The sequence below is a fragment of the Geodermatophilus sp. SYSU D00758 genome, from assembly GCF_054049955.1.
Window position 1 is genome coordinate 113,812 of sequence record NZ_JBJGYK010000015.1, and the last position, 21,710, is coordinate 135,521.

The 21,710-nt window shown below is 76.3% G+C and carries 25 protein-coding genes; 12 read left to right on the plus strand and 13 right to left on the minus strand.

The genetic code is table 11. The annotated features are described in order from the left end of the window. Position 1 precedes the first annotated feature (1 nt). Both ACI8AC_RS13190 and ACI8AC_RS13195 read left to right on the plus strand, forming a co-directional pair. Positions 2 to 1,495 carry a CoA-acylating methylmalonate-semialdehyde dehydrogenase gene (locus ACI8AC_RS13190; protein WP_456898233.1) on the plus strand — a complete coding sequence of 498 codons (1,494 nt, stop codon included), beginning with the start codon at positions 2 to 4 and terminating at the stop codon, positions 1,493 to 1,495. 142 nt (positions 1,496 to 1,637) lie between these two features. Continuing rightward, positions 1,638 to 2,156: a nuclear transport factor 2 family protein gene (locus tag ACI8AC_RS13195; RefSeq protein WP_456898234.1), complete on the plus strand. Its 519-nt coding sequence runs from the start codon at positions 1,638 to 1,640 to the stop codon at positions 2,154 to 2,156. Positions 2,157 to 2,213: 57 nt separating this feature from the next. Here the strand turns inward: ACI8AC_RS13195 and ACI8AC_RS13200 are convergent, their stop codons facing one another. The 7 genes from ACI8AC_RS13200 to ACI8AC_RS13230 form a co-directional block, all read right to left on the minus strand. Then, positions 2,214 to 2,600, minus strand: a complete 387-nt coding sequence (locus tag ACI8AC_RS13200; protein ID WP_456898235.1) for a YybH family protein — start codon at positions 2,598 to 2,600, stop codon at positions 2,214 to 2,216. Further along, positions 2,582 to 2,818: a hypothetical protein gene (locus ACI8AC_RS13205; protein WP_456898236.1), complete on the minus strand. Its 237-nt coding sequence runs from the start codon at positions 2,816 to 2,818 to the stop codon at positions 2,582 to 2,584. Before ACI8AC_RS13205 ends, ACI8AC_RS13200 begins: the two co-directional genes overlap by 19 nt. Continuing rightward, positions 2,784 to 3,233, minus strand: a complete 450-nt coding sequence (locus ACI8AC_RS13210; RefSeq protein ID WP_456898237.1) for a hypothetical protein — start codon at positions 3,231 to 3,233, stop codon at positions 2,784 to 2,786. The genes ACI8AC_RS13205 and ACI8AC_RS13210 overlap by 35 nt, the downstream gene beginning before the upstream one ends. A gap of 100 nt (positions 3,234 to 3,333) precedes the next feature. Then, on the minus strand, positions 3,334 to 5,028 hold the full coding sequence (locus tag ACI8AC_RS13215; protein WP_456898238.1) for a TIGR03086 family metal-binding protein: 1,695 nt from the start codon (positions 5,026 to 5,028) through the stop codon (positions 3,334 to 3,336). Beyond that, positions 5,025 to 5,702 (minus strand): hypothetical protein, encoded by a 678-nt coding sequence (locus ACI8AC_RS13220; RefSeq protein WP_456898239.1) that lies wholly within the window; start codon positions 5,700 to 5,702, stop codon positions 5,025 to 5,027. The genes ACI8AC_RS13215 and ACI8AC_RS13220 overlap by 4 nt, the downstream gene beginning before the upstream one ends. Positions 5,703 to 5,715: 13 nt before the next feature. Beyond that, entirely contained in the window at positions 5,716 to 6,390 is a 675-nt protein-coding gene (locus ACI8AC_RS13225) for a hypothetical protein (protein ID WP_456898240.1), read from the minus strand. Then, complete coding sequence (locus ACI8AC_RS13230) at positions 6,387 to 6,740, minus strand: putative quinol monooxygenase (protein ID WP_456898241.1); 354 nt, start codon at positions 6,738 to 6,740, stop codon at positions 6,387 to 6,389. Before ACI8AC_RS13230 ends, ACI8AC_RS13225 begins: the two co-directional genes overlap by 4 nt. A 124-nt stretch (positions 6,741 to 6,864) precedes the next feature. On the opposite strand from ACI8AC_RS13230, the gene ACI8AC_RS13235 reads away from it, so the two are divergent. Further along, positions 6,865 to 7,395: a MarR family winged helix-turn-helix transcriptional regulator gene (locus tag ACI8AC_RS13235; RefSeq protein WP_456898242.1), complete on the plus strand. Its 531-nt coding sequence runs from the start codon at positions 6,865 to 6,867 to the stop codon at positions 7,393 to 7,395. Further along, a complete protein-coding gene (locus tag ACI8AC_RS13240) occupies positions 7,392 to 7,823 on the plus strand; it encodes a DUF5313 family protein (protein WP_456898243.1) in 432 nt (143 codons plus the stop codon). Before ACI8AC_RS13235 ends, ACI8AC_RS13240 begins: the two co-directional genes overlap by 4 nt. Positions 7,824 to 7,863: 40 nt before the next feature. Here ACI8AC_RS13240 and ACI8AC_RS13245 read toward each other — a convergent pair whose 3' ends face one another. Further along, positions 7,864 to 8,643 (minus strand): SDR family NAD(P)-dependent oxidoreductase, encoded by a 780-nt coding sequence (locus ACI8AC_RS13245; RefSeq protein WP_456898244.1) that lies wholly within the window; start codon positions 8,641 to 8,643, stop codon positions 7,864 to 7,866. A gap of 57 nt (positions 8,644 to 8,700) precedes the next feature. Here ACI8AC_RS13245 and ACI8AC_RS13250 point away from each other — a divergent pair, with 57 nt between their 5' ends. Beyond that, a complete protein-coding gene (locus ACI8AC_RS13250; RefSeq protein WP_456898245.1) occupies positions 8,701 to 9,606 on the plus strand; it encodes an SCO6745 family protein in 906 nt (301 codons plus the stop codon). Positions 9,607 to 9,612: 6 nt separating this feature from the next. Here the strand turns inward: ACI8AC_RS13250 and ACI8AC_RS13255 are convergent, their stop codons facing one another. Further along, on the minus strand, positions 9,613 to 9,819 hold the full coding sequence (locus ACI8AC_RS13255) for a dodecin (protein ID WP_456898246.1): 207 nt from the start codon (positions 9,817 to 9,819) through the stop codon (positions 9,613 to 9,615). Positions 9,820 to 9,944: 125 nt separating this feature from the next. Between ACI8AC_RS13255 and ACI8AC_RS13260 the strand changes: the two genes are divergently transcribed. Together ACI8AC_RS13260 and ACI8AC_RS13265 are read left to right on the plus strand one after the other, a co-directional pair. After that, a complete protein-coding gene (locus ACI8AC_RS13260) occupies positions 9,945 to 11,375 on the plus strand; it encodes an amidase family protein (RefSeq protein WP_456898247.1) in 1,431 nt (476 codons plus the stop codon). Positions 11,376 to 11,383: 8 nt separating this feature from the next. Continuing rightward, entirely contained in the window at positions 11,384 to 12,796 is a 1,413-nt protein-coding gene (locus ACI8AC_RS13265) for an NAD(P)/FAD-dependent oxidoreductase (RefSeq protein WP_456898248.1), read from the plus strand. Positions 12,797 to 12,869: 73 nt separating this feature from the next. On the opposite strand, the gene ACI8AC_RS13270 is transcribed toward ACI8AC_RS13265, so the two are convergent. Further along, complete coding sequence (locus ACI8AC_RS13270; RefSeq protein WP_456898249.1) at positions 12,870 to 13,739, minus strand: alpha/beta fold hydrolase; 870 nt, start codon at positions 13,737 to 13,739, stop codon at positions 12,870 to 12,872. Between the two features lie 150 nt (positions 13,740 to 13,889). Here ACI8AC_RS13270 and ACI8AC_RS13275 point away from each other — a divergent pair, with 150 nt between their 5' ends. Next, complete coding sequence (locus ACI8AC_RS13275) at positions 13,890 to 14,153, plus strand: hypothetical protein (protein ID WP_456898250.1); 264 nt, start codon at positions 13,890 to 13,892, stop codon at positions 14,151 to 14,153. On the opposite strand, the gene ACI8AC_RS13280 is transcribed toward ACI8AC_RS13275, so the two are convergent. Continuing rightward, positions 14,150 to 15,391 carry an alpha/beta fold hydrolase gene (locus ACI8AC_RS13280; RefSeq protein ID WP_456898251.1) on the minus strand — a complete coding sequence of 414 codons (1,242 nt, stop codon included), beginning with the start codon at positions 15,389 to 15,391 and terminating at the stop codon, positions 14,150 to 14,152. The genes ACI8AC_RS13275 and ACI8AC_RS13280 overlap by 4 nt on opposite strands. A gap of 204 nt (positions 15,392 to 15,595) precedes the next feature. Between ACI8AC_RS13280 and ACI8AC_RS13285 the strand changes: the two genes are divergently transcribed. Further along, positions 15,596 to 17,341: a PHA/PHB synthase family protein gene (locus ACI8AC_RS13285; RefSeq protein WP_456898252.1), complete on the plus strand. Its 1,746-nt coding sequence runs from the start codon at positions 15,596 to 15,598 to the stop codon at positions 17,339 to 17,341. 46 nt (positions 17,342 to 17,387) lie between these two features. Further along, positions 17,388 to 18,260: a beta-ketoacyl-ACP reductase gene (locus tag ACI8AC_RS13290; protein WP_456898253.1), complete on the plus strand. Its 873-nt coding sequence runs from the start codon at positions 17,388 to 17,390 to the stop codon at positions 18,258 to 18,260. 21 nt (positions 18,261 to 18,281) lie between these two features. On the opposite strand, the gene ACI8AC_RS13295 is transcribed toward ACI8AC_RS13290, so the two are convergent. Beyond that, positions 18,282 to 18,950, minus strand: coding sequence for a hypothetical protein (locus ACI8AC_RS13295; protein ID WP_456898254.1), 669 nt, complete (start codon positions 18,948 to 18,950; stop codon positions 18,282 to 18,284). A 147-nt stretch (positions 18,951 to 19,097) separates the two neighbouring features. On the opposite strand from ACI8AC_RS13295, the gene ACI8AC_RS13300 reads away from it, so the two are divergent. Together ACI8AC_RS13300 and ACI8AC_RS13305 are read left to right on the plus strand one after the other, a co-directional pair. Beyond that, positions 19,098 to 19,901: a crotonase/enoyl-CoA hydratase family protein gene (locus ACI8AC_RS13300; protein ID WP_456898255.1), complete on the plus strand. Its 804-nt coding sequence runs from the start codon at positions 19,098 to 19,100 to the stop codon at positions 19,899 to 19,901. A gap of 376 nt (positions 19,902 to 20,277) precedes the next feature. After that, positions 20,278 to 20,589, plus strand: a complete 312-nt coding sequence (locus ACI8AC_RS13305) for a hypothetical protein (protein WP_456898256.1) — start codon at positions 20,278 to 20,280, stop codon at positions 20,587 to 20,589. On the opposite strand, the gene ACI8AC_RS13310 is transcribed toward ACI8AC_RS13305, so the two are convergent. Next, the gene (locus ACI8AC_RS13310) at positions 20,561 to 21,616 is read right to left on the minus strand and encodes a PD-(D/E)XK nuclease family protein (protein WP_456898257.1); all 1,056 of its coding nucleotides are present in this window, start codon (positions 21,614 to 21,616) and stop codon (positions 20,561 to 20,563) included. The genes ACI8AC_RS13305 and ACI8AC_RS13310 overlap by 29 nt on opposite strands. Positions 21,617 to 21,710 lie beyond the last annotated feature (94 nt).

Below are 21,710 nucleotides of genomic sequence, written 5' to 3' on the forward strand. Positions count from 1 at the left end.
CATGCCCACGTCCATCCCGCACTGGATCGACGGTGCCCGCCGCGAGGGCACCAGCGGCCGCACCACCCCCGTCACCGACTCGGCGACCGGCGAGGTCACCGGCGAGGTCGCGCTGGCCTCGGTGGGGGAGGTCGACGCCGCGGTGGCCGCCGCGTCGGCGGCCTTCCCGGCCTGGCGCGACACCTCGCTGGCCAAGCGCACCGCGGTGCTGTTCCGCTTCCGGGAGCTGCTCAACGCCCGCAAGCCCGAGCTGGCCGCGATCATCACCGCCGAGCACGGCAAGGTCCTCGACGACGCCCTCGGCGAGGTCTCCCGCGGCCAGGAGGTCGTCGAGTACGCCTGCGGTGTGCCCTCCCTGGTGCGCGGCGGGTTCACCGAGAACGCCTCCACCAACGTCGACGTGCACTCGGTGCGCCAGCCGCTCGGCCCGGTCGCGATCATCAGCCCGTTCAACTTCCCGGCGATGGTGCCCATGTGGTTCTTCCCCATCGCCATCGCCACCGGCAACACCGTCGTCCTCAAGCCCAGCGAGCAGGACCCGTCGGCGGCGCTGTGGATCGCCGAGCTGTGGAAGGAGGCCGGGCTGCCCGACGGCGTGTTCAACGTCGCCCAGGGCGACAAGGTCGCCGTCGACCGGCTGCTGGAGCACCCCGACATCCAGTCGGTCTCCTTCGTCGGCTCCACCGCCATCGCGCGCTACGTGTACGAGACCGGCACGCGGCACGGCAAGCGGGTGCAGGCCCTCGGCGGGGCCAAGAACCACATGATCGTCCTGCCGGACGCCGACCTGGACCTGGCCGCCGACCAGGCCATCAACTCCGGCTTCGGCTCGGCCGGCGAGCGCTGCATGGCCATCAGCGCGGTCGTGGCCGTCGGGGGGATCGGTGACGACCTCGTCGCGCGGATCACCGAGCGCGCCCACACGCTGCGCACCGGCGACGGGCGCAAGGGCTGCGACATGGGCCCGCTGATCAGCCGGAAGCACCGGGACCGCGTCGCCTCCTACGTCGACGCCGGCGAGGAGGAGGGCGCCAAGGTCGTCGTCGACGGCCGACAGGTGCAGCCCGACGGTGGCGAGGACGGCTTCTGGCTGGGCCCGACGCTGCTCGACCACGTGCAGCCGCACATGAGCGTCTACACCGACGAGATCTTCGGCCCGGTGCTGTCGGTGCTGCGCACCGACACCTACGAGGAGGCCCTCGCGCTGGTCAACGGCAACGAGTACGGCAACGGGACCGCGATCTTCACCAACGACGGCGGTGCCGCCCGCCGGTTCGCCAACGAGGTGGAGGTCGGGATGATCGGCATCAACGTGCCGATCCCGGTGCCGATGGCCTACTACTCCTTCGGCGGGTGGAAGAACAGCCTGTTCGGCGACTCCCACGCGCACGGCGCCGAGGGCGTGCACTTCTTCACCCGCGGCAAGGTCATCACCTCCCGGTGGCTGGACCCCAGCCACGGCGGGCTGAACCTGGGCTTCCCCCAGAACGCCTGACCGCCAGCCGGTGCCCGGCGGGACGCCCGTCCGCCGGGCACCGGCGCGTCCGAGGGCTGCGCGGCCGCGTCGGGCCGGGGCGACCCGGGTACGGCGCCCGCGCCCGGCCGGCACCGCCGGCCCCAGGACCGGGAGGACACCCGTGGCAGCCCTCGCCGACCCCCGGACGGCACCCGACCCCACCGCCGCCTGGACCGCGTTGATCACCCGCTACTACGACGGCTGCAGCGCCGGTGACGTCGACCTGGTGCGGGAGACGCTGCACCCGGACGTCGTCCACTGGTTCCTGGCGCCGAACACCGGCTCCGCGGCCGTGGCCGGGGCCGAGCACCTCGCCCGCTACTGGCGCAAGGTGGCCCGGATGCTCCAGGCCCGCTGGGTCGCGGAGAGCATCTGCGCCACCCCGGAGCAGGCGGTCATCGAGTGGACGATGTGGTGGCTGCCCGAGAGCGCTCCGGCGCGGGTCGCCACCCGAGGCACCGAGTGGTTCACCTGCGCCGACGGGCTGATCCGGGAGATCCGTTCCTACCACCAGCTGCGGCCGGTGACGACCGAGCTCGACGGCTTCCCCTACGCCGAGCGGGGTTGCTCCGTGCCCGGCTCCGAGCACAGCCGCCTGCACCCCGACGCCGGGTCGTACGGTCCCGCGGACGTCACCTGACCTCCCGCACCCCCGGGACCCGCCTGGTGACGGTGCTCCGCCCCGCCGGGCGCTGCCTCACCCGGCCGATCCGGCCTCCGCGGTGTACGGCCTGCCCGGCCAGTACGCCCACTCCTCGAAGTCCTCGACCCGGCCGTCCCCTGCGAAGCGCAGCACCCACAGGTCCCGGTACTGCTGGGGCTCCGGGTCGCCGTACCGCACCTCCAGCCGGACCACCGCATCGCGTCCCTCGACCGCGACCGGCTCCGCGGTCACCGTGAACGTCCTGCCCTCGTCGTCCCGCCAGAACCCCTGGATCTCCGCGTGACCGACCTTCGACGGCTCGTAGGGCGAGCGCCGGTACCGAGCGTCGTCGGTGAACAGCCGAGCGACCCCGGCGACGTCACCCTCGCGCCACGCGCGCTCGTAGTCGGTGACCCACTGCATCACGCCGGCTCGGTCCACGAGCCCACGCTGCCACGTTCCCGGGTGGCCCGGGCCAGCTCCTGCACGGCCTGCCGCAGCCCGCGCCGGAGCAGCACCCGCCGCGCCTTGTCCCGCAGCTGCGCCGGAGTGGTGATCCGCCCGCCGGCGGTGCGCCCGGCCAGCCAGGCCAGCAACCCGGCCTCCACCTCCGCGCGCACCGCGTCATCGGCGACCGGTGCCACCAGGTCCAGGAGCACCCACAGCTGCCCGCGGTGCAGCGACCGTCCCGCAGCGCCGCGGGGGCTCCCGGCAGCCGGTGCACCGCGTCAGCGACCGCTCGAGCGGCAGCCCGGCCGACCGCTCGGTGCACGACAACGCCACCGCCAGCTCCGGACTCGCCCACTCGCTCACCGCCCGCAGCAGCTCCGGGCGCCCCGCCCCGCGCTCGGCGCTCATCGCTCCGCGCTGCCCCTGCGGCCGATCGACCGAGGCCGGCCGGGCCTCGGCGAACTCCGCCACCGCGGTCGCCTGCACCGCCACCAGACGGCCCATCTCCCGCTCCGCGGCCTGCACCACCCCCAGCGGCCCGGACTCCCACCCCGCCGCCGGCGCCGCCGCTGCGGCCGCCGGATCGGCGGGCGCAGCGGCGACCGGGTCCGCGACGGCTGACATGTACCGATCACACGTTCGAACGCCGAGCCGGACAACCGCTGCGGACGAGGAAGCCGCAGGTCAAGCAGCAGTGCTTCGAGCCAAGGGAGCCGTCGGGGCCTCAGCTCGGCGCGCGCCCCAGGAAGGCCGCGAGGTGGTCGTAGGGGCCGGCGTCCGCCGGAACCGGCACCGGTCCGCCGAAGGCCCCCGACTCCCCGCGGAGCCCCGGTGGGACCAGCCGCTCGGCGATGTCGAGCGCAGCGACCGCGAGCCCCTCCTCCAGTCGCGCGCCGGACGACGTCGCGACGGCCAGGTCGTGCGTGTGCGCGACGACCTCCAGCACGAACCCCGACAGACCGGCCGGCGCCGGCACCGCCCCCCAGGGGGCCGGGACGTCGGCCGGTGCGTCGTCCGCTGCCCACGCCTCGCGGGCCCGTCCCGCGGAGGCCGCGAAGGTGGACGCCCAGCGCCCGCGCGAGTCGACGACGGCGACCACCGGCACGGAGGAGGCCGCCCGCCCCCGCGCCACCCGCTCGGCCCGCCGCACCGCGGCCAGCAGGTGCCCGAGCAGCGCCCGCACGTCCCAGTCCGCGCAGGGGGTGGGCAGCGACAGGTGGTCGGCGGTCACACCGGCGACCACGCGCTGGGCCTGGGCGAGCGCATCGGGGAAGAGCGTGCCGACGTCCGGGGCCCGGGCCGCGACGGCGACCCGGGCACGCCCCGGCCCAGCGGGCACCGGCTCGGCAGCGACCGCCGGCTCCACGGCCGGCTCGGGCACCGCCGCGGGGAGCCCGAACAGCCGCCGCGTGTTGTTCTCGAGGAAGGCCCGCAGGACGGCCGGCTCGAGCAGGCGGGCCAGCCGCAGCAGGGCGGCGTTGTAGTTCTCGGTCAGCTCGATGTTCGGCGGCGTCCGGACGAAGTGGGCCGGCCCGTCGACCGCCGCGTCCGACCCGAACAGCACCCGCTCGGGCCCCACCTCGTCGATCAGCCGCCGCACCTCGTCCGAGCGGCACCACGACGTCTCCAGGTGGAGGTTCGGCAGCTCACGGGCGTGCCGGGCGGCCCGCCGCCGGCCCTCCGGGAGACCGAGGAAGGTGTGGTAGAGCACGACGGGCACCGTGGGGAACCGCTCGGCCAGCCGGCGGATCAGGTCGGGGTCCGACGGCCCCGGCGCGGTGTGCACGGTGACCGGCACGCCCGCCTCGGCCGCGACCCGGAGGAACGGGTCCAGCGCCGGGGTGTCGGCCGGGTACTCGTCGTAGGAGGGGTGCAGCTTCAGGCCGACCGCGCCGTCGGCCAGCCGCCGGCGGACCTCGTCCGGGTCCGGTCCGCCCGGGCTGACCCACACCAGCCGGGTCAGCCAGGGCACCCCCGCGGTGACCCCGTCGACGAAGGCGTTGTCCTGCCAGGACACCAGCGCGTGCGTCATCCCCCCGGAGGTCAGGGCGACCCGCAGGCTCTCGAACCCCATCTGGTCCAGGCCGGGTGTCCGCACGTGCACGTGGGAGTCGACCGGGTCCAGGCCGATCCAGAGCCGGTGGTCGGTCCCGCCGTTGTTGTCCCACTCGCCGTCGGCGGTGGCGACGGCGCCGTCGAGCAGGACGTGGCCGCCGGTGTCCGGCACCTCCCCCACCCAGCTGCCGTCGTCGGCGCGCTCCAGGGGGACGGCGGTGAACGGGGGGCCCGCGCCGTCGAAACCGAGGTGCAGGTGCAGCGGCCGGTCGGCGCCGGCGAGGCTCCCTCGGTAACGCACCCGGCCGGCCGGCGTCCGCTCCCCCACCGGCGACGCCCACGTCAGGGGCAGGACCGCGCTCACAGGGTGATCGTCCACCCGGCCCCGCCGTTGTCCTCCCAGGTCTCCGCGTCCTCCTCGGGTCGCGGGCTCCCCGCACGGACCAGGTGGACGACGTAGCGCACGTCGGCCCCCCGCGGCCCCCACACCAGACCCCGGAAGACGTGCGGCAGCGGCTGCGCCCGGACGAACTCGTGGACGGGGGGCGGCTCGGGGGGCGCGCCGGCGCCGGCGTCCTCGAAGGTCAGCCCGTCCATCGCGGCGGCGGTGTAGTTCGGTGCAGCCAGCCCGGGATCGCCGGGGGACACACCCCAGCCGATGCCCACGTGCGTCCAGTCGCCGGCCTCGTCGGTCCAGGTCAGCTCGCGGGTGACGATCTCCTCGGTGAAGACCGGGGAGCTGACCCACTCGGTGCCGCGCACCACGTAGAAGAAGTGGTGCAGCAGGTACTCCCGGCTGCCGTCCAGCTCCCGGGGCACCTCGAGGACCGCCGTCCGCCGCCGGGAGACCTCGTCCGGCGTCATCACCCGGGACTCGGCCGACTCCCAGTCCGGCTCCGCGCCCGGAGCCGTCCACGCGAAGTGGATCTGCACCATCTCGATCCCGGGTGCGGGGTCCCACCACGTCTTGCGCAGGCCGAACAGCTGATCGGCCCCGGCGCGCCGGGCCTCGGCCGCGCCGGCGGTCAGTTCGCTCACGGGTCTCCCGTCCTCACAGGTGGTGGACCCACCAGTTGCCGCCGGGCGCGGACCGGCCGTCCGGACCCAGCCAGAACTCGTCCTTCTCCTCCGGCGGGTGCATGCGGCCGATGTGGTACTGCTGCACGAGCGTGGCCCCGCGCGGCCCGTACATGCGGGCCTGCCAGCGGTGCGGCCGCTCCATCGCCTGCAGCATGTGGAACTTGTCGTGGTGGAAGCGGTCCTTGTCCCAGTACGAGTAGTACCGGGTCGACCGGAACTCGGAGTCCGCGGGGAAGCGGGGGTCCTCCATCGGGCTGTAGACGGGGGCGCCCCAGTCCCCCACCGACCAGTAGATGCAGATGTTGGTCGCCCAGCCGTGGTCGTCGACGTACTCGAGGTCGCGGTAGACGATGTCCTCGCTGAACAGGTCCGTCGTCCAGCGGGCGCCGTCCTGGAAGACCTCGAAGTAGTAGTGGAAGCGGTACTCCGGGGTCGACCACCCGTGCTCCACGTCCCAGACCTCGCGGGGCATCCGCAGCACCTTCAGCCGGGTGCGCGGGTACCCGCCGCGGTCCTCCAGGACACGGGACCCGTGCCCCCAGGACCAGTCGGGGTACTGCCCCGGCGGCGTGCAGACGTAGTGGATGAGGACCTGCTCGACGCCGTCCTCCTGGTCGGTCCAGCCCTTCGGGTAGTACCAGCTCACCGCGGACCACCGTCCCCGGCCGCACCGCCGTCCGTCCACGCCGCGGCGCCGCCGTCGGTGCCGCCGGACCCCAGCACCTCGTACGTGCGGACGCTCGGCGTCCCCATGAGCAGGTCGGTCAGGGCCCGGTAGAAGGCCTGCGTCACCTCCTGGTCCAGGTAGCGCGCGACGTCGTCGGCGCTGCGCCAGCTCGAGACGGCGAGCACCTGGTCGCCGCTGCGCAGCGCCTGCGCGAACAGCGCACCGGGGGTCGATGAGACCACCCGCTCGTTCTGGCGGACGAGGAGCTCGGCGAGGCGGTCGATCGCGCCGGGACGCGCCCTCGCCTCGAGGATCCGGAAGACGGCCACGACGCCTCCTGGTCGGACGGTCACGCACGGTGCCGCCCACCGTAGGGCGACCGCCGGCGGGTCGCAGGTCGGTGGACGCTTGGACCACCAATCGTTGGTGCACCACGCGTGTACCGTCGGCGGTGTGCGGACGACGACCGACCCGGCGGCCCCACCGGACCCGCTCGCCCTCGACCAGCAGGTGTGCTACGCGCTCTCCGTGGCCGCCCGCACCGTCGTGGCCGTGTACCGCCCCTGGCTCGAGCCGATGGGCCTCACGCACCCGCAGTACCTCGTGATGCTCGCGCTCTGGCAGCACGGGCCGCTGGCCATCCGGGACCTCAGCCGCCTGCTCCAGCTCGACCCCGGAACCCTCTCCCCGCTGGTCAAGCGGCTGGAGGTAGCGGGCCTCGTCCGCCGGGACCGCGACCCTCGAGACGAGCGGGCCCTCGCCATCGCGCTCACCGAGGAGGGGCGGGCGCTGCGGGCCCGGGCCGAGGAGATCCCGGCGGGCATCGTGGCGCACCTCGGCCTGCCTGTGGAGGACCTGGTCTCCCTGCACGGGGCGCTCACCCGGGTCATCGCCGCCGCCCAGGGGGCGCTGGAGCGCCGGGAGCCGGGAGGGACTCCGGAGCGCCACCGGCGGGAGGGGCACGAGCCCGAGTGGACCCCGTGACGCAGCCGGCCCTGCAGCGGCCGGGGGTGCTGCGCTGGCTCTGGTACGCCCTGGGCGGCGGCCTCCCCGAGCGGCACCGCACCTGGGTGCTGCACGACACCACGACCCGGACCTGGGCCCTGCGGCACGTCGGCCGGGCCATGGTGCAGATGGCGGTCCCGATCGCCGTGGTCCTGCTCGTCGTCCCCGGCCCGTTCTGGATCCGCGGCATGGCGGCACTGGGCGGCGTCGCCCTCGGGCTCATCTTCTCGCTGGCCTACATGCCGGAGGCGACGGAGAACCGGGTGGTCAAGGCCGGCTACCCGGCGGGCACCGCGACCGCCGTGCGGGAGGAGTCCGCCCGCACCCGGGAGGCGGAGGACTCGGCGCGTCGCCGGGCCGCTGCCGCCCGGCGGGCCGCCCGGTACCGGGAGCGCCAGGGCCGCTGACGCCGGCCCCCACGGGGCACGGGAACCGGGGTGCGGGGGGTCAGTACATGACCAGCCCGGCGGACACGTTGAGGTCCTCACCGGTGATGCCCGCCGCGCCCGGGGAGGCGAGGAAGGCGACCGCGGCGGCCACCTCCCCGGCCTCGACCAGCCGCTGCAGCGGTGCGCCGGAGGTGAACTCGGCGCGGGCCTGCTCGACCGGGATGCCGCGGGCGGCCGCCTGCTGCTCGAGCACCCACGCGATCCGCGGGCCCTCGACCCCGCCCGGGGACACCAGGTTGACCCGGACGCCGGACGGGCCGACCTCCCAGGCGAGCGTGCGCACGAGCCCGATGAGCGCCGTCTTGGAGGCGGCGTAGGCCGTCCGGTCGACCAGCGGGCGCTTGCCCGTGACCGAGCCGATGACGACGACGGAGCCCGAGCCGCGGGCCAGCATGCCGGGCAGGAACGCTCGGCAGGTCAGCATCGTGCCGGTCACGTTGACCCGGAGGGTGTCCTCCCACTCCGCCAGCGGCATCTCCACGAGGGGGACGCTGGGACCGCCGACCCCGCTGTTGCAGACCAGCACGTCCACCGGGCCGAACGCCTCGTCCGCCGTCCGCGCGGCGGCCTCGACCGAGGCGGGGTCGCGCAGGTCCAGGGGGGCGGCGAGCGCCCGCCGCCCGGCCGCCTGCACCTCCGCGGCGACCTGCTCCATCGCCCCGGTGGACCGCCCGGTGAGGACGACGTCGGCCCCCTCGGCGGCCAGCCGCAGCGCGATGGCCCGGCCGATCCCGGTCCCGGCCCCGGTCACGGCGGCGACCCGCCCGTCCAGCAGCATGCGTCCTCCCCGGTGCCGGCCCCTCGCAGCGGGTGCCCGCCGGGAGCACGATGCAGCATGGACCACGCCCAGGCACAGGCCGTCTTCCTCGTCCCGCCGCCCGAGGGACGCCCGGCCCCCCGGGTCCCGGACTCCCCGGCCCGCCGGTTGCGCGACGCCGCCGAGCCCGTCGCGACGATCACCTTCTGGGGTCGCGCGGTGCACGAGCGCTTCGAGGCCCTCGGGCTGGACTTCCTCAGCGGCTACGTCTGGGCCCGGGCCGCGCCGATGGGCGAGCCCAGCCCGGAGGTGGTCGTCGCCGCCTTCGGCGTGTTCGAGCCGGGGCTGGTGACCGCGGCCTACGCGGCCGGGCGTGCGGCGGCGACCCGCGAGCAGGTGCTGGCCGCCCGCGCCGAGGGCTCGGCCGCCTCGCTGCGCGCGCTGCTCCCCGACGCCGACGTGACCGCCGCCGTCGACCAGCTGCGCCGCGCCACCGACCTCGCCGCGGCGGACCTGACCGGCCGGCCGCTGTTCGCCGGGCTGGTCTCCCTGCCCTGGCCCGACGACCCCCTCGGCCGGCTGTGGCACGCGGTCACCCTGCTGCGGGAGCACCGCGGCGACGTGCACCTGGCCGCCTGCGTGGCCGCGGGGCTGCGCGGGATCGAGACCAACCTGCTCACCGAGTACTGGGTGGGGTGGGAACCGACCGCCTACGCCGCGACCCGGGGCTGGTCGGCGGAGGCGCTGGCCGCGGCGGACGCCGCGCTGGCCGACCGCGGGCTGGTCGCCGGCGGCGCGCTCACCCCCGAGGGCCGGCGGCTCCGGGACGACGTCGAGGCGCGGACCGAGGCGGCCATGGCGCCGCTGGTGGCGGCGATCGGCCCCGACCTGCCCGGCCTGGTCGAGCAGCTCGACGGCTGGTCGGCGCGGATCGTCGCCGCGGGAGCGGCCCCACCGGACCCGTACAAGCGGGTCAGCGGCTGAGGGGCCTCAGTCGACCCGGAAGCCGATCTTCAGGACGACCTGGAAGTGCGCGACGTCGCCGTTCACCACCTGCCCGCGGACCTGCTGGGTCTCGAACCACTCGATGTTGCGGACCGTCTCGGCCGCCTTGCGGATGGCCGTCCTGATCGCGTCGTCGATGCTGGTGGTGCTGCTGCCGACGACCTCGCTGAGCCGGTAGACGTGGTCGCTCACGGGACCCTCCTCACCGTCCCGGGGAACCGCCCCGGGGACCGGACCGAGGCTAGGTCAGGGGCCGTCCGGCCGCAGCCCCCGGCCATCCGGGTGTGGCAGTCTCCGGGACGGCGGAAGGGGGCGGCATGGCGGGGCTCGACGACAGGGCAGGGCTCGACGACAGGACGGGGATCGACGACAGGGCGGGGCTCGACGACAGGACGGGGATCGACGACAGGGCGGGGCTCGACGAGGTCCGGCAGCGGATCGCCGGCTCCTCGGCCGCGGACGTCGTGGCCGCGAGCCTGGAGCGGGCGCGGGGGGTCGCCGCGCTCGGCGCCTTCACCACGATCGCCGACAGCGCCGCGGGCGGGGACGGCCCGCTGGCCGGCGTCCCGCTCGCGGTCAAGGACAACCTCGACACCCAGGACCTGCCGACCACCGGCGGCACGCCGGCGCTGCGGCACTCCCGCCCGGCCCACGACCAGCACGCGGTCGCCCGGCTGCGGGCGGCCGGGGCCGCGGTGGTCGGGAAGACGAACCTGCACGAGCTCGCGCTCGGGATCACCAGCAACAACGCCGCCTTCGGCCCGGTCCGCAACCCCCACGACCCGAGCCGGTCGGCCGGCGGGTCCTCGGGCGGCTCGGCGGTCGCGGTCGCCACCGGCGTCGTCCCCATCGCGCTCGGCACCGACACCGGCGGGTCGGTGCGGGTCCCGGCCGCGCACTGCGGGCTGGTCGGCTGGCGGCCGACGGTCGGCCGGTGGGGCACCGGGCGCACCGTGCCGATCTCCAGCACCCGCGACACCGCCGGCGTCCTGGCCACGTGCGTCGCCGACGCCGTCCTCGTCGACCAGGCGGTCACCGGGGAGGCCGCCGGCGCGGAGCCGGACCGCCCGCTGCGGCTGGGCGTCCCCCGCACCGGCTTCTACGACGACCTGCACCCGGAGGTGGCCGACACCGCCCGGCGGGCGCTCGACCGGCTCGCGGACGCGGGGGTGCGGCTGGTCGAGGTGGACGTCGCCGACGCCCACGCCCTCGACGCCGAGTGCGGCTTCCCCATCGTGTTCTTCGAGATCGCCCGCGAGCTGCCCGCCTACCTGGCCACGCTCCCCGGGCCGGAGAGCCGGCTGACGCTGGCCGACGTGATCGAGCAGGTGGCCTCCCCCGATGTCCGCGCCGCCCTGGAGATCGCCGCCTCCGGGAGCGTCACCGAGGAGCTGTACCGGCAGAACCTGGACGTCCGCGCGCGGCTGCGGCAGGCCTACGCCGCGGCGCTGCGCCCCGCGGGCGGCGAGCGGCTCGACGCGCTGGTCTACCCGACGGTCCCGCTGCCCGCCCCGCCGGTCGGGGACGACGAGACCACCGAGCTCAACGGCCGGCAGGTGCCGGTCTTCCTCACCACCATCCGCAACACCGGCCCCGGGTCGACCGCCGGCATGCCCGCGATCTCGCTGCCGGCGGGCGCCACGGCGGCCGGCCTGCCGATCGGGGTCTCGCTGGAGGCGCTGCCGGGGGACGACGCCGCCCTCCTCGCGGTCGCCGGCCGGGTCGAGGCGCTCCTCGCAGCCGGCTGACCGGGGCAGTGAGCACCCGCAGGTACCGCACCCGCGCCGAGGGCGGCGTCCCCAACGGCGGGGTGTCGTTCTGGTGGCAGCAGCTCGGCGTCCCCGAGCGCGGCCCCGCGCTGCCCGGCGACCGGACCGCCGACGTGTGCGTCGTCGGCGGGGGCCTCACCGGCCTGTGGACCGCCTACCACCTCGCCGGGGCCCGGCCGGACCTGCGGGTCGTCGTCCTGGAGAAGGAGTTCGCCGGCTTCGGCGCCTCCGGCCGCAACGGCGGCTGGCTGTCCGCCGAGCTGTCCGGGGACCTCGACCGCTACGCCGCCACCGGCGGCCGGGACGGCGTGCGCCGCCTGGTCCGGGCGATGGAGCGGGCCGTCGACGAGGTCATCGCCGTCTGCCGACGGGAGGGCATCGACGCCGACGTCGCCAAGGACGGCGTCCTGCTCGTGGCGCGGTCGGAGCCCCAGCAGGCGCGCCTTCGGGCGGCGCTCGACCACCACCGCGCCTGGGGCATCGGCGCCGACCACTCCCGCTGGCTGACCCGCGGCGAGGTGCGCGACCGGGTGCGCGTGGAGGGTGCGCTGGGCGCGGTGCACAGCCCGCACGGTGCCCGCGTGCAGCCGGCGGCGCTGGTCCGCGGGCTGGCCGACGCGGTGCGCCGGCGCGGCGTGACCGTGCACGAGGGCACCGAGGTCACCGCGGTCTCCCCCGGCCGCGCGGTCACCCGGCACGGGACCGTCCGCGCCGACGTCGTGCTGCGCTGCCTCGAGGGCTGGACCGCCGCGCTGCCGGGGCACCGGCGGGCGTGGCTGCCGATGAACAGCTCGATGGTGGTCACCGAGCCGCTCCCGGCGTCGGCCCGGGCGGAGATCGGCTGGGCCGGCGCGGAGCTGGTCGGGGACGGCGCGAACGCCTACAGCTACGCGCAGCGGACCGCCGACGGGCGCATCGCGATCGGCGGCCGCGGCGTCCCCTACCGGTTCGGCTCGCGCACCGACACCGACGGCGTGACCCGGCGCCGGACGGTCGAGGCCCTCACCGCCGTCCTGCACAACCAGTTCCCCGCCACCCTCGACGTCCCGCTGGCGCACGCCTGGTGCGGGGTCCTCGGCGTCCCCCGGGACTGGTGCGCCAGCGTGACCCTCGACCGGCGGACCGGCCTGGGCTGGGCCGGCGGGTACGTCGGCAGCGGCCTGACGACCACCTACCTGGCCGCGCGCACCCTCGCCGACCTGGTGCTGGGCCGGGACACCGAGGCGGCGTCCCTGCCCTGGACCGACCGCCCGGTCCGCCGGTGGGAGCCCGAGCCGCTGCGCTGGCTCGGGGTCCGGTCGATGTACGCCCTCTACCGGGCAGCGGACCGGCGGGAGGCGGCCGGCCTGCGCCGGCCCAGCCGGATCACACGCGTCGCGGACCTGCTCACCGGCCGCTGAGCCGCCGGGCGGGTCAACGGGCCCCGCCGAGCCGCCGGGCGGGTCAACGCGCCCCGCCGAGCCGCCGGGCGGGTCAACGGGCCCCGCCGTGCGCCTGCAGCGCGCGCAGCTCCGCGGTCATGACCTCGGGGTACTGCAGCGGGAGGAAGTGGGTGCCGAGCAGCTCCCGGAAGCGGGCGCCGGGGACCGCCCGGGCGGCGGCCCGCACGTCCTCGACGTCGACGAGGGAGTCGAAGCGGCCGGCGAGGAAGGTCACCGGGCAGCGCACCCGGGCGACGTCGAGCGGGGCGTGGTCACCGGCGGCGACCGCGAGGTGCCGGAACCACGACCAGTCGTGCCGGGAGAACTCGCGCAGCACCGTGGCCAGGGCCGCGGGGTGCGCGGCCTCGCGCGCCGGGCCGCGCAGCGCGTCGGCGGAGAAGGCGCTCGGCCCCGACGGCAGGCTGGCCGCCAGCACCGGCAGCACGGGGCCGACGAGGGGCAGCAGGCGGGAGCTGAGCCTGCCCAGCGGCGCCCGGAGGGGGCGGGGCACGCCCTGGGGGCCGAACATCGCGGAGAGGCTGCCGCCGGGGACGCCGGCCACCGCGAGGACGCCGGACACCCGCCCCGGGTCCGCCAGGGCGAGCTCGAAGGCCACGTTGACCCCGAGCGACCAGCCGACCAGGAGCGCCGAGTCGAGGCCGTACGCGTCGAGCACCGCCCGTGCGTCGTCCGCGTGGTCCTCCACCCGCACCCGGGAGCGGTCGCGCGGCCGGTCGGAGCCCCCCAGCCCCCGCTGGTACCACGTCACCACCCGGAAGCCGCTGTCGCGGGCCACGACGCCCGGCCACGCCTGCGGCGGGGTGCCCAGCCCGTTGCACACGAGCACCGGCGCGCCCGTCCCGTCGTTGCTCCAGGCCCGCAGCACCGTGCCGTCGCGGCTGGTCACCCTCGTCTCGCCCACCGGCGCCCCTCCCCTGCCCGGGACCGTCGTCCCCGGCAGAGCATGCCGTGGGCCCGCGCCGCGCGCGGGCCCCCTCCGCGCACCGCCCGGCCCGGCAGGATGGCCGGACCACCCGCACCACCCCGTCCCACCGCCAGGGAGGAGCCCGCGATGGCCGCCGCACCCCTGCTCGACCGCGTCACCCACCTCGCCGAGCAGGGCGGGCACGCCGTCACGGGCGCGGCCCGGGCCTGGGCCGGCGCGCTGCGGCAGCTGGGTGAGGTGGTGCCCGACCCGGAGACCGCCGTGCGCGCCTCCTTCGACGTCGCCGCGGAGGTGCTGAAGGCCCAGCGGGACCTGACCCTCGAGGTCCTGCGCGTGGTCCGCAGCGGCACCGGGCGCCGGGGCCCGGGTCGCGGGGGCACGGGACGCTAGGAGGCGACCCCGGCGGCGCGGCGGCTGCGCCGGGCGATGCCGGCGAAGATGACCGGCCAGTGGTCGCGCAGCGCCTCGGTGCCCATGAACAGCCCGAGGTGCCCGCCGGCGGTGGTCGCGGTGCGGACGTCGCCGGGCGGCGTCCCGACGTGGGCGGCGGCGGCGAAGACCTGGGCCGGCGGGGTGATGTGGTCGGTGGCCCCGCCGAGCAGGTGCAGCGGGCAGGTGATCCGGGCGAGGTCGACCCGCTCCCCGCCCACCACGAGCTCGCCGCGCACCAGCTCGTTGTCGCGGAACAGGTGCTGCACGATCCAGAGGTAGAACGCGCCGGCGACGTCCTGGGTGTGCTTGAACCAGTCCTCGAACTCCCGGTAGCGGGCCACGTGGTCGGGGTCGTCGAGGTGGGTGAGCAGCTGCAGCTGGCGCTCCACCTCCGACTCCGGCTTGAGCGCGATGAACCCGCCGAGCTGGTACCGGCCGGGCAGCACCCCGCCGCCGCTGGCCACCAGCGCGCGGTAGAAGGCCATGTCCCCGGCCTCGAGCACGCCGATCCAGTCCCCGATGTGGGGGGCGCCGATGACGGTGTCGATCGGGGCCCCGGCCAGGGTCAGCGTGTGCACCTTGCCGGGGTGCAGCGCGGCGTAGACGGCCGCGAGCCACCCGCCCTGGCAGTCGCCGACCAGGTTGACCCGGCCGCCCAGCGTCTCGACGGCCCGGTCGACGACGGCGACGTAGTCCTCGATGCCCGCGTCGCGGGTCTCGTACGTGGCGCCGATCCAGTCGAGGGACCACAGCGCGGTCAGCCCGGCGGCCCGGGCCGCCCGGACCTGGCTCTGCTGCGGGCTGAAGTCGACGATGCAGGAGTCGTGCCCGGCCTGCGGCGGCAGCAGCAGCGTGGGGACGACGTCGTCGCCCGCCCCGTCGGTGAAGTCGCGCAGGCGGGCGATGGGCGTGGTCCAGACGACCGCGTTCGGGCTGTGCCAGACCGGTGGGCGGCGGTCGAGGACGATCGCGGCCCACCGGCCGAGGTCGGCGAGCACCGTCAGGGGCGGGAACCCGCGGCGCGGCAGCCGTGACCAGTAGCGCCAGCCCTCCGTGAGCCCCACCCGGCCGATGGCGAGGGCGCTGGCCACCGCGCGCCCGGCCAGGGTCGGCGGGCTCGGCACCTCGGCCGTCGGGAAGAACTCCGCCTCCGGCTCGGCGAGCGGGTCCTCGGCCCCCGTGGGCGTCTCGGTCATGCGCCTGCTCCCGTCCCGCGGTCCCGCCACACCGTCGTGTGAGACCGCTCACGACTGTAGGCCCGCGGGCGTGTCGCGGGGTCGCTCCGGCACGCTCGACCCCGCGCCCGCAGCGCGGTCGGCGCCGTGCCACTAGCGTGTGACCTCGATCACAAGGTCACCCGGCGACTCGGCCGCCCGCAGCGGCGGCCAGGGGGAGGCGACATGGTCAGCGAGCCCACGAGGACCGCTGGAGCGCGGGACGGCGGCGCGGCCCGCCAGGGCGCCGAGCCGCCGCCGGGGCTGCTGGAGGAGGCCGCCGCCGAGGCCGTGCTCGGCGCCAACCCCTTCGTGGGGCTCAACGTCCGCCAGGTGCTCGCCGCCGCCGGGCGGCTGCTCACCCGCCTCGGGCTGCGGCCGCGGGTGGTCGCCCGGCAGCTCGGCCTGCTCGCCCGCGACCTCGCGCTGGTGGCCGCCGGCCGCTCGGAGCTCGCCCCGGCCCGCGGGGACAAGCGCTGGGCCGACCCGGCGTGGCAGGGCAACCCGGCCTACCGGCGGATGCAGCAGACCTACCTGGCGGTGACCGCGGCGGTCGACCGCGCCATCGAGGAGGCCGACCTCGACGTCAAGAGCGAGATGCGCGGCCGGTTCGCCGTCGGGATCATCACCGAGGCCCTGGCCCCGACCAACAACCCGCTGCAGCCCGCCGTCCTCAAGCGGGTAATCGACACCGGCGGCGGCTCGCTGCTGACCGGCGCCCGGCACCTCCTCTCCGACCTGCGGCACAACGGCGGCATGCCCAGCACGGTCGACCGCCGGCCCTTCGTCGTCGGCGAGAACCTGGCCGCGACGCCCGGGCAGGTCGTGTTCCGCAACGAGGTGCTCGAGCTCATCGAGTACAGCCCGACCACCGACACGGTGCACGAGGTGCCGCTGGTCTACGTGCCCCCGCAGATCAACAAGTACTACGTCCTCGACCTGGCGCCCGGGCGCTCGCTCGTCGAGTACGCGGTCGGGCAGGGCGTGCACTGGTTCACCGTCAGCTGGCGCAACCCCGGCCGGGAGCACGCCGACTGGGACCTCTCCACCTACGCCGGCGCCCTGCTGGAGGCCCTGGACGCGGTGGAGGAGATCACCGGCCGGCCGTGCGCGCACGTCCTCGGCCTGTGCGCCGGGGGGATGACGGCGGCCGGGCTCCTGGGCCACCTGGCGGCCACCGGGCGGCTGTCCCGGGTGCGCACGCTGACGCTGCTGGTCAACATGCTCGACACCTCCGCGCCCACCCAGCTCGGGGCGCTGGCCTCCCGGCGATCGGTGGCCGCGGCCGTCGCCCGGGCCCGGCGCCGGGGCGTGCACTCCGGCCGCGACATGGCCCGGGTGTTCGCCTGGCTGCGCCCCAACGACCTGGTGTGGAACTACGCGGTCAACAACTGGCTGCTCGGCAAGGAGCCGCCGGCCTTCGACGTCCTGGCCTGGAACGCCGACACCACGGAGCTGCCGGCCGCGCTCTACGCCCAGTACCTGGAGCTCTACGAGGGCAACCTGCTGGCCACCCCGGGCGGGCTGACGGTCCTCGGCACGCCGGTGGACCTCTCCAAGGTCGACGTGGACACCTACGCCATGGCCGGCAGCACCGACCACATCGTGTCGTGGCGGGCCGCCTACGCCACCACGCAGGTCCTCGGCGGCCGGGTGGAGTTCGTGCTCTCCAACGCCGGCCACATCCAGTCGATGGTCAACCCGGTCGGCGGCGCGAAGGCCTCCTACCGGGAGGGCCCCGACACCGGGCCGGACCCCGACCGCTGGCTCGAGGGGGCCACCGAGCACCGGGGCAGCTGGTGGGAGCACTGGACCGCCTGGCTGGCCGAGCGCAGCGGCCCGCGCCGGGCCGCCCCGGCGCAGCCCGGCAGCGCCGCGCACCCGCCCCTGGGCCCGGCGCCCGGCACCTACGTCCGCGGCGACCGCCGCTGACCACCGCACCGAACCGCACCGAACGTCCGAGCCGAGGAGGAGACCCATGACCACGACCTCGTCCACGAGCACGACCACGGAGTTCCGCGAGAACACCGCCCAGACCGAGCCCGCGCCCGGCACGGCGGCCGCCGGCAGCAAGCTGCGCGGCCGGGTCGCCTTCGTCACCGGCGGCACCCGCGGCATCGGCGCGGCGATCTGCCGCAGCCTGGCCAGCCAGGGCGCCGCGGTCGCCGCCGGCTACAGCGGCAACGACGAGGCCGCCGAGCGCTTCCGCACCGCCTTCTGCTCGGACTTCCCCGACCAGGGGTTCAGCGTGCACAAGGGCGACATCAGCGACGCCGACGACTGCCGGCGGACCATCCAGGAGGTCATCGACGAGCACGGCCGGCTCGACATCCTGGTCAACAACGCCGGGATCACCGCCGACCGCACCGTGCTCAAGATGACCGACGACGACTGGCGCCGCGTCATCGACGTCAACCTCTCCGGCGCCTTCTACCTCTCCCAGGCCGCCCTGCGGCACATGCTCGAGCGGGGCACCGGGCGGATCATCAACATCTCGTCGGTGATCGGCGAGATGGGCAACATCGGCCAGTCCAACTACGCCTCGGCCAAGTCGGGCCTGTTCGGGCTGACCAAGACGCTGGCCCGCGAGGCCTGCTTCCAGCTCCAGCGGTCCGGCAAGCTCGGCGAGGGCATCGGGCTGACGGTCAACACGGTGACCCCGGGGTACATCGCCACCGAGATGGTCGAGGCGGTGCCCGAGAAGGTCCTCGAGAAGATCACCGCGCAGATCCCCATGGGTCGGCTCGGCCGCCCCGAGGAGGTCGCCCGCATCGTGCACTTCCTCGCCGCGGACGCCTCCGGGTACGTCACCGGCCAGGTGTGGGGGGTCAACGGCGGCCTCGACATGTGACGGACGCGGGGGTCGCCCGGGTCAGGCCGGCAGGGTGTTGACGACCCGGGCGAGCACCACGACGAGGACGCCCAGGGAGATCGCCGACTGCAGCGCCATCAACCCCTTGGCCCGCAGGCTCAGCGGCAGCGTGTCGGTCGGGCTGAAGGCCACCAGGTTGGTGAACGCGAGGTACAGGTGGTCCCCGAACCGGGGCCGCCACCCCGGCTCGGCCAGGGCCGGGGTGGCGGTCTGCGGGAACTGGAAGTCGGGCAGGGGTGCGTGCTCGGCGACGCGCCCCGCCGGCCCGCCGCCGTCCAGCTGCCAGTAGAGCAGCGCGAAGGTGACCACGTTGGTGAGCAGGACGAGGGCGCCCGCGACGAGCAGCCGCTCGGCGGTGAGCACGGCGCCGTCGACCTCGCCGCCCTCCAGCACCAGGACCACCAGCCGGGTCGCCGCGGAGGCGTTGGCGCACACCAGCACGCCGAACAGGGCCAGGACGACGGTGCGGGCGGTCCGCGGGACGGGGCCGGGTCGCGCCGCGATGCCCAGCAGCACGAGCAGCACGACCGCCTCGACGGCCGGGACCGCCAGCGGCGGCCCCACCCGGTTGCCGGCGGGGATCAGCACCTGGGCCGCGATGACCACGGCGATCGAGAGCAGCGGCCACGTGAGGCTCTCCTGGGCGTCGCGACCGACCACACGGCTCATCGCGGCACCGCACCCCCTCCCGCCCGACCGGAGGAGGATGCAGGGACGAGGGGGCCGGCGCGTCACCCCGCGGGGACGAACGCCGCCCGGGGCGGCGCACGGGCCGGTGGTTGACACCGGCGTCACCCCTTCCGTAGACAGCGACGGGTGGACGACGGGTCGCGCCGGGTGGCGCTGGAGGTGTCCGACGGCGTGGCGACCGTCCGGCTGGACCGGCCGGAGAAGCTCAACGCCCTCGACCCCGCGATGTTCGAGGCGCTGGTGGCCACCGGCCGGGAGCTGGTCGAGCGGGACGACGTCGGCGCGGTCGTGCTCACCGGTTCCGGTCGCGCGTTCTGCGCCGGGCTGGACCTCGGCTCGTTCGCCGCGATGGCCGAGAGCGGCGCGGGGCGCGTCGTCGTCCCCCGGGAACCGCTCGGGGCCGCGCGGGCCCGTGGCCAGCAGGCCGTGCACGTGTGGTCGCTGGTCCCCGCCCCCGTGGTCGCCGCGGTGCACGGGGTCGCCTTCGGCGGCGGGCTGCAGGTCGCCCTCGGCGCCGACATCCGCATCGTCGCCCCCGACGCGCAGCTGTCGGTGATGGAGGTCCGGTGGGGGCTGGTGCCGGACATGTGCGGGACCCAGCTGCTGCCCGAGCTGGTCGGCCGCGACGTCGCCAAGGAGCTGGCGCTCACCGGGCGCCGCGTGCCGGGCACCGAGGCGGTGCGGCTCGGCCTGGCCACGCGCGAGGCCGCCAACCCGCTGGCCGCCGCGCAGGAGCTGGCCGCCGAGATCGCCGGGCACAGCCGCAGCGCCACCCGGGCCACCAAGCGGCTCCTGGACCTCGCCGGCCGGGTGCCGCTCGCCGAGGGCTTGCAGGCCGAGCAGGACGAGATCGGCGCGCTCATGGGCTCCCCGGAGCAGGTCGCCGTCGTCCGCCGGCGGCTGGATGCGGTCGCCTCGCGCCCAGGCTGAGGCCCCGGCGGCACGGGAGCGGTGCAGAGCGGGGGCGGACGCGCACCGCAGCGCTCCCCGGGGAAGCCCCCGGTCGTGCCCGGCGTTCGTCCGGGGGCACGCGGGGACGACGGCCGACCGGGAGAGGCACCATGCCGGAGCGACCAGCGCAGCGGCAGCGCCGTACGGGCGCGGCGTGGGTCTTCACCGCTGTCGTCCTCGCCCTCGCATCGGCGGCGGTCAGCGCCTACTGGACAGCCGGGGGCACCGCCCTGCTCGACACCGTCGGCGGTGCGGTCGAGGCGCTGGCCCGCTCCCGCGAGGCGCCGGCGGTCCTGCTCGGGGCGCTCACCGTCGCGGCGAAGCTCGCTGCCGCCGCCGTCGCGGCCGCGTTGCTGTGGCGGCCGGCGCGTCCCGGACGCCGCCCCGCGCGGTCCTCGCCTCGGCGACCGCGGCGGTGCTGGTCGCCTGGGGTGGGGCCAACGTCGTCCTCGGGTCCGCCGCCCTGGCCGGCGTCCTCACCCCGGCCGGCGGCATCGACCCCGTCGCGCTGCGCTGGCACGTCGCCCTGTGGGACGCCTGGTTCCTCGTCTGGGGCCTGACGCTCGCCGTGGCCGTCGTCCGCACCCGCGGCGGGACGCCGGCCGGCGAGGGCCCTGCGGATCGGGACGCCGCCGCCCTCAGTCCTGCCGGGTGCCGTTCCGGGTGACGCGGATGGTCTGCGGGCTGCGGGCGGTCCGGGTGGGGACGACCTCACCGAGCTCGGCCAGCCGCTCGACCGCGGCGTCCTTGTCCACCTGCGTGCGCAGGCTGCCACCGGTCCACTCGCAGTGCAGGTCGTCGGCCGGGCCGGACCGGCCCCGCAGCCGCTCCCGCGCGTACTCCTTGTGCCGCCGGGCCTCGTTCTCGGCGGCCCGCCAGGCGTCGTAGTCGTGGACGGCGGCGACGTAGTCCTCGTCGGTGACCGTCAGCCGGGACTGGCGCGAGACCTCGCCCTCGCTCGCCGGGTCGACCGGCGGGCCCCAGCACAGGTCGAGGAACGGGCACCAGTCGCACATGGTGTCCACGCCCGGCCCGAACCCGTCGCGGGGGACGGCGTCGACCCCGTCGTCCTCCACGGTGGCGTAGACGTCGGTGAGCCACAGGATCGCCTCGGCGGTGAGCGCGGGGTCGTGGTCGGCCTCGAAGACGACGTCCTCGCCGGAGTCCCGGGACAGGTAGCGGATCCGCAGCCCCTCGACGTCCTGCGCGCCACCGGCGGGCAGCCGGCGGTCGGCGGTCTGCCCGGTGCGCAGCAGCCAGGCGTAGACGGCGACCTGGAACCAGTGCCGGACCGGGACCCCGCGGGTCAGCACCCGCTCGAACCCGAACCGGGAGGTGGTCTTGAGGTCCTCGACGACCGGGGCGTGCCACCAGTCGCAGCGGCCCTTGACCTGCTCGCCCTTCAGCGCGACCTCGGTCAACCCGCCGTACTGGCGGCGCAGGGCGCGCAGCACCCCGCGGTGCAGCTCGGTGCCCATGAAGGCCTGCAGTCCGGTGCGGGTGTTGGTCGGCCGGCGGCGGGCGACCCGGTAGGCCGCCCGCCGCCGGCACTCGCCGAGCTCCGAGGCACCGATCATCCGCTGGCGGGACCGGGCCCGGCGGCTGTCCAGGTCGCGGACCGCGGCGGCCAGGCTGGGGGCGGCCCGGCGCTCGGCGGCGCTGGGCCGGGGGGGGTGGTCGGGGGGGCCCAACACCTCCCCCCCCCCCGCCCGGGGGGGGGGGGGGGGGGGGGGGCGCGCCCCCCCCCCCCCCCCCCCCCCCCCCCCCCCCCCCCCCCCCCCCCCCCCC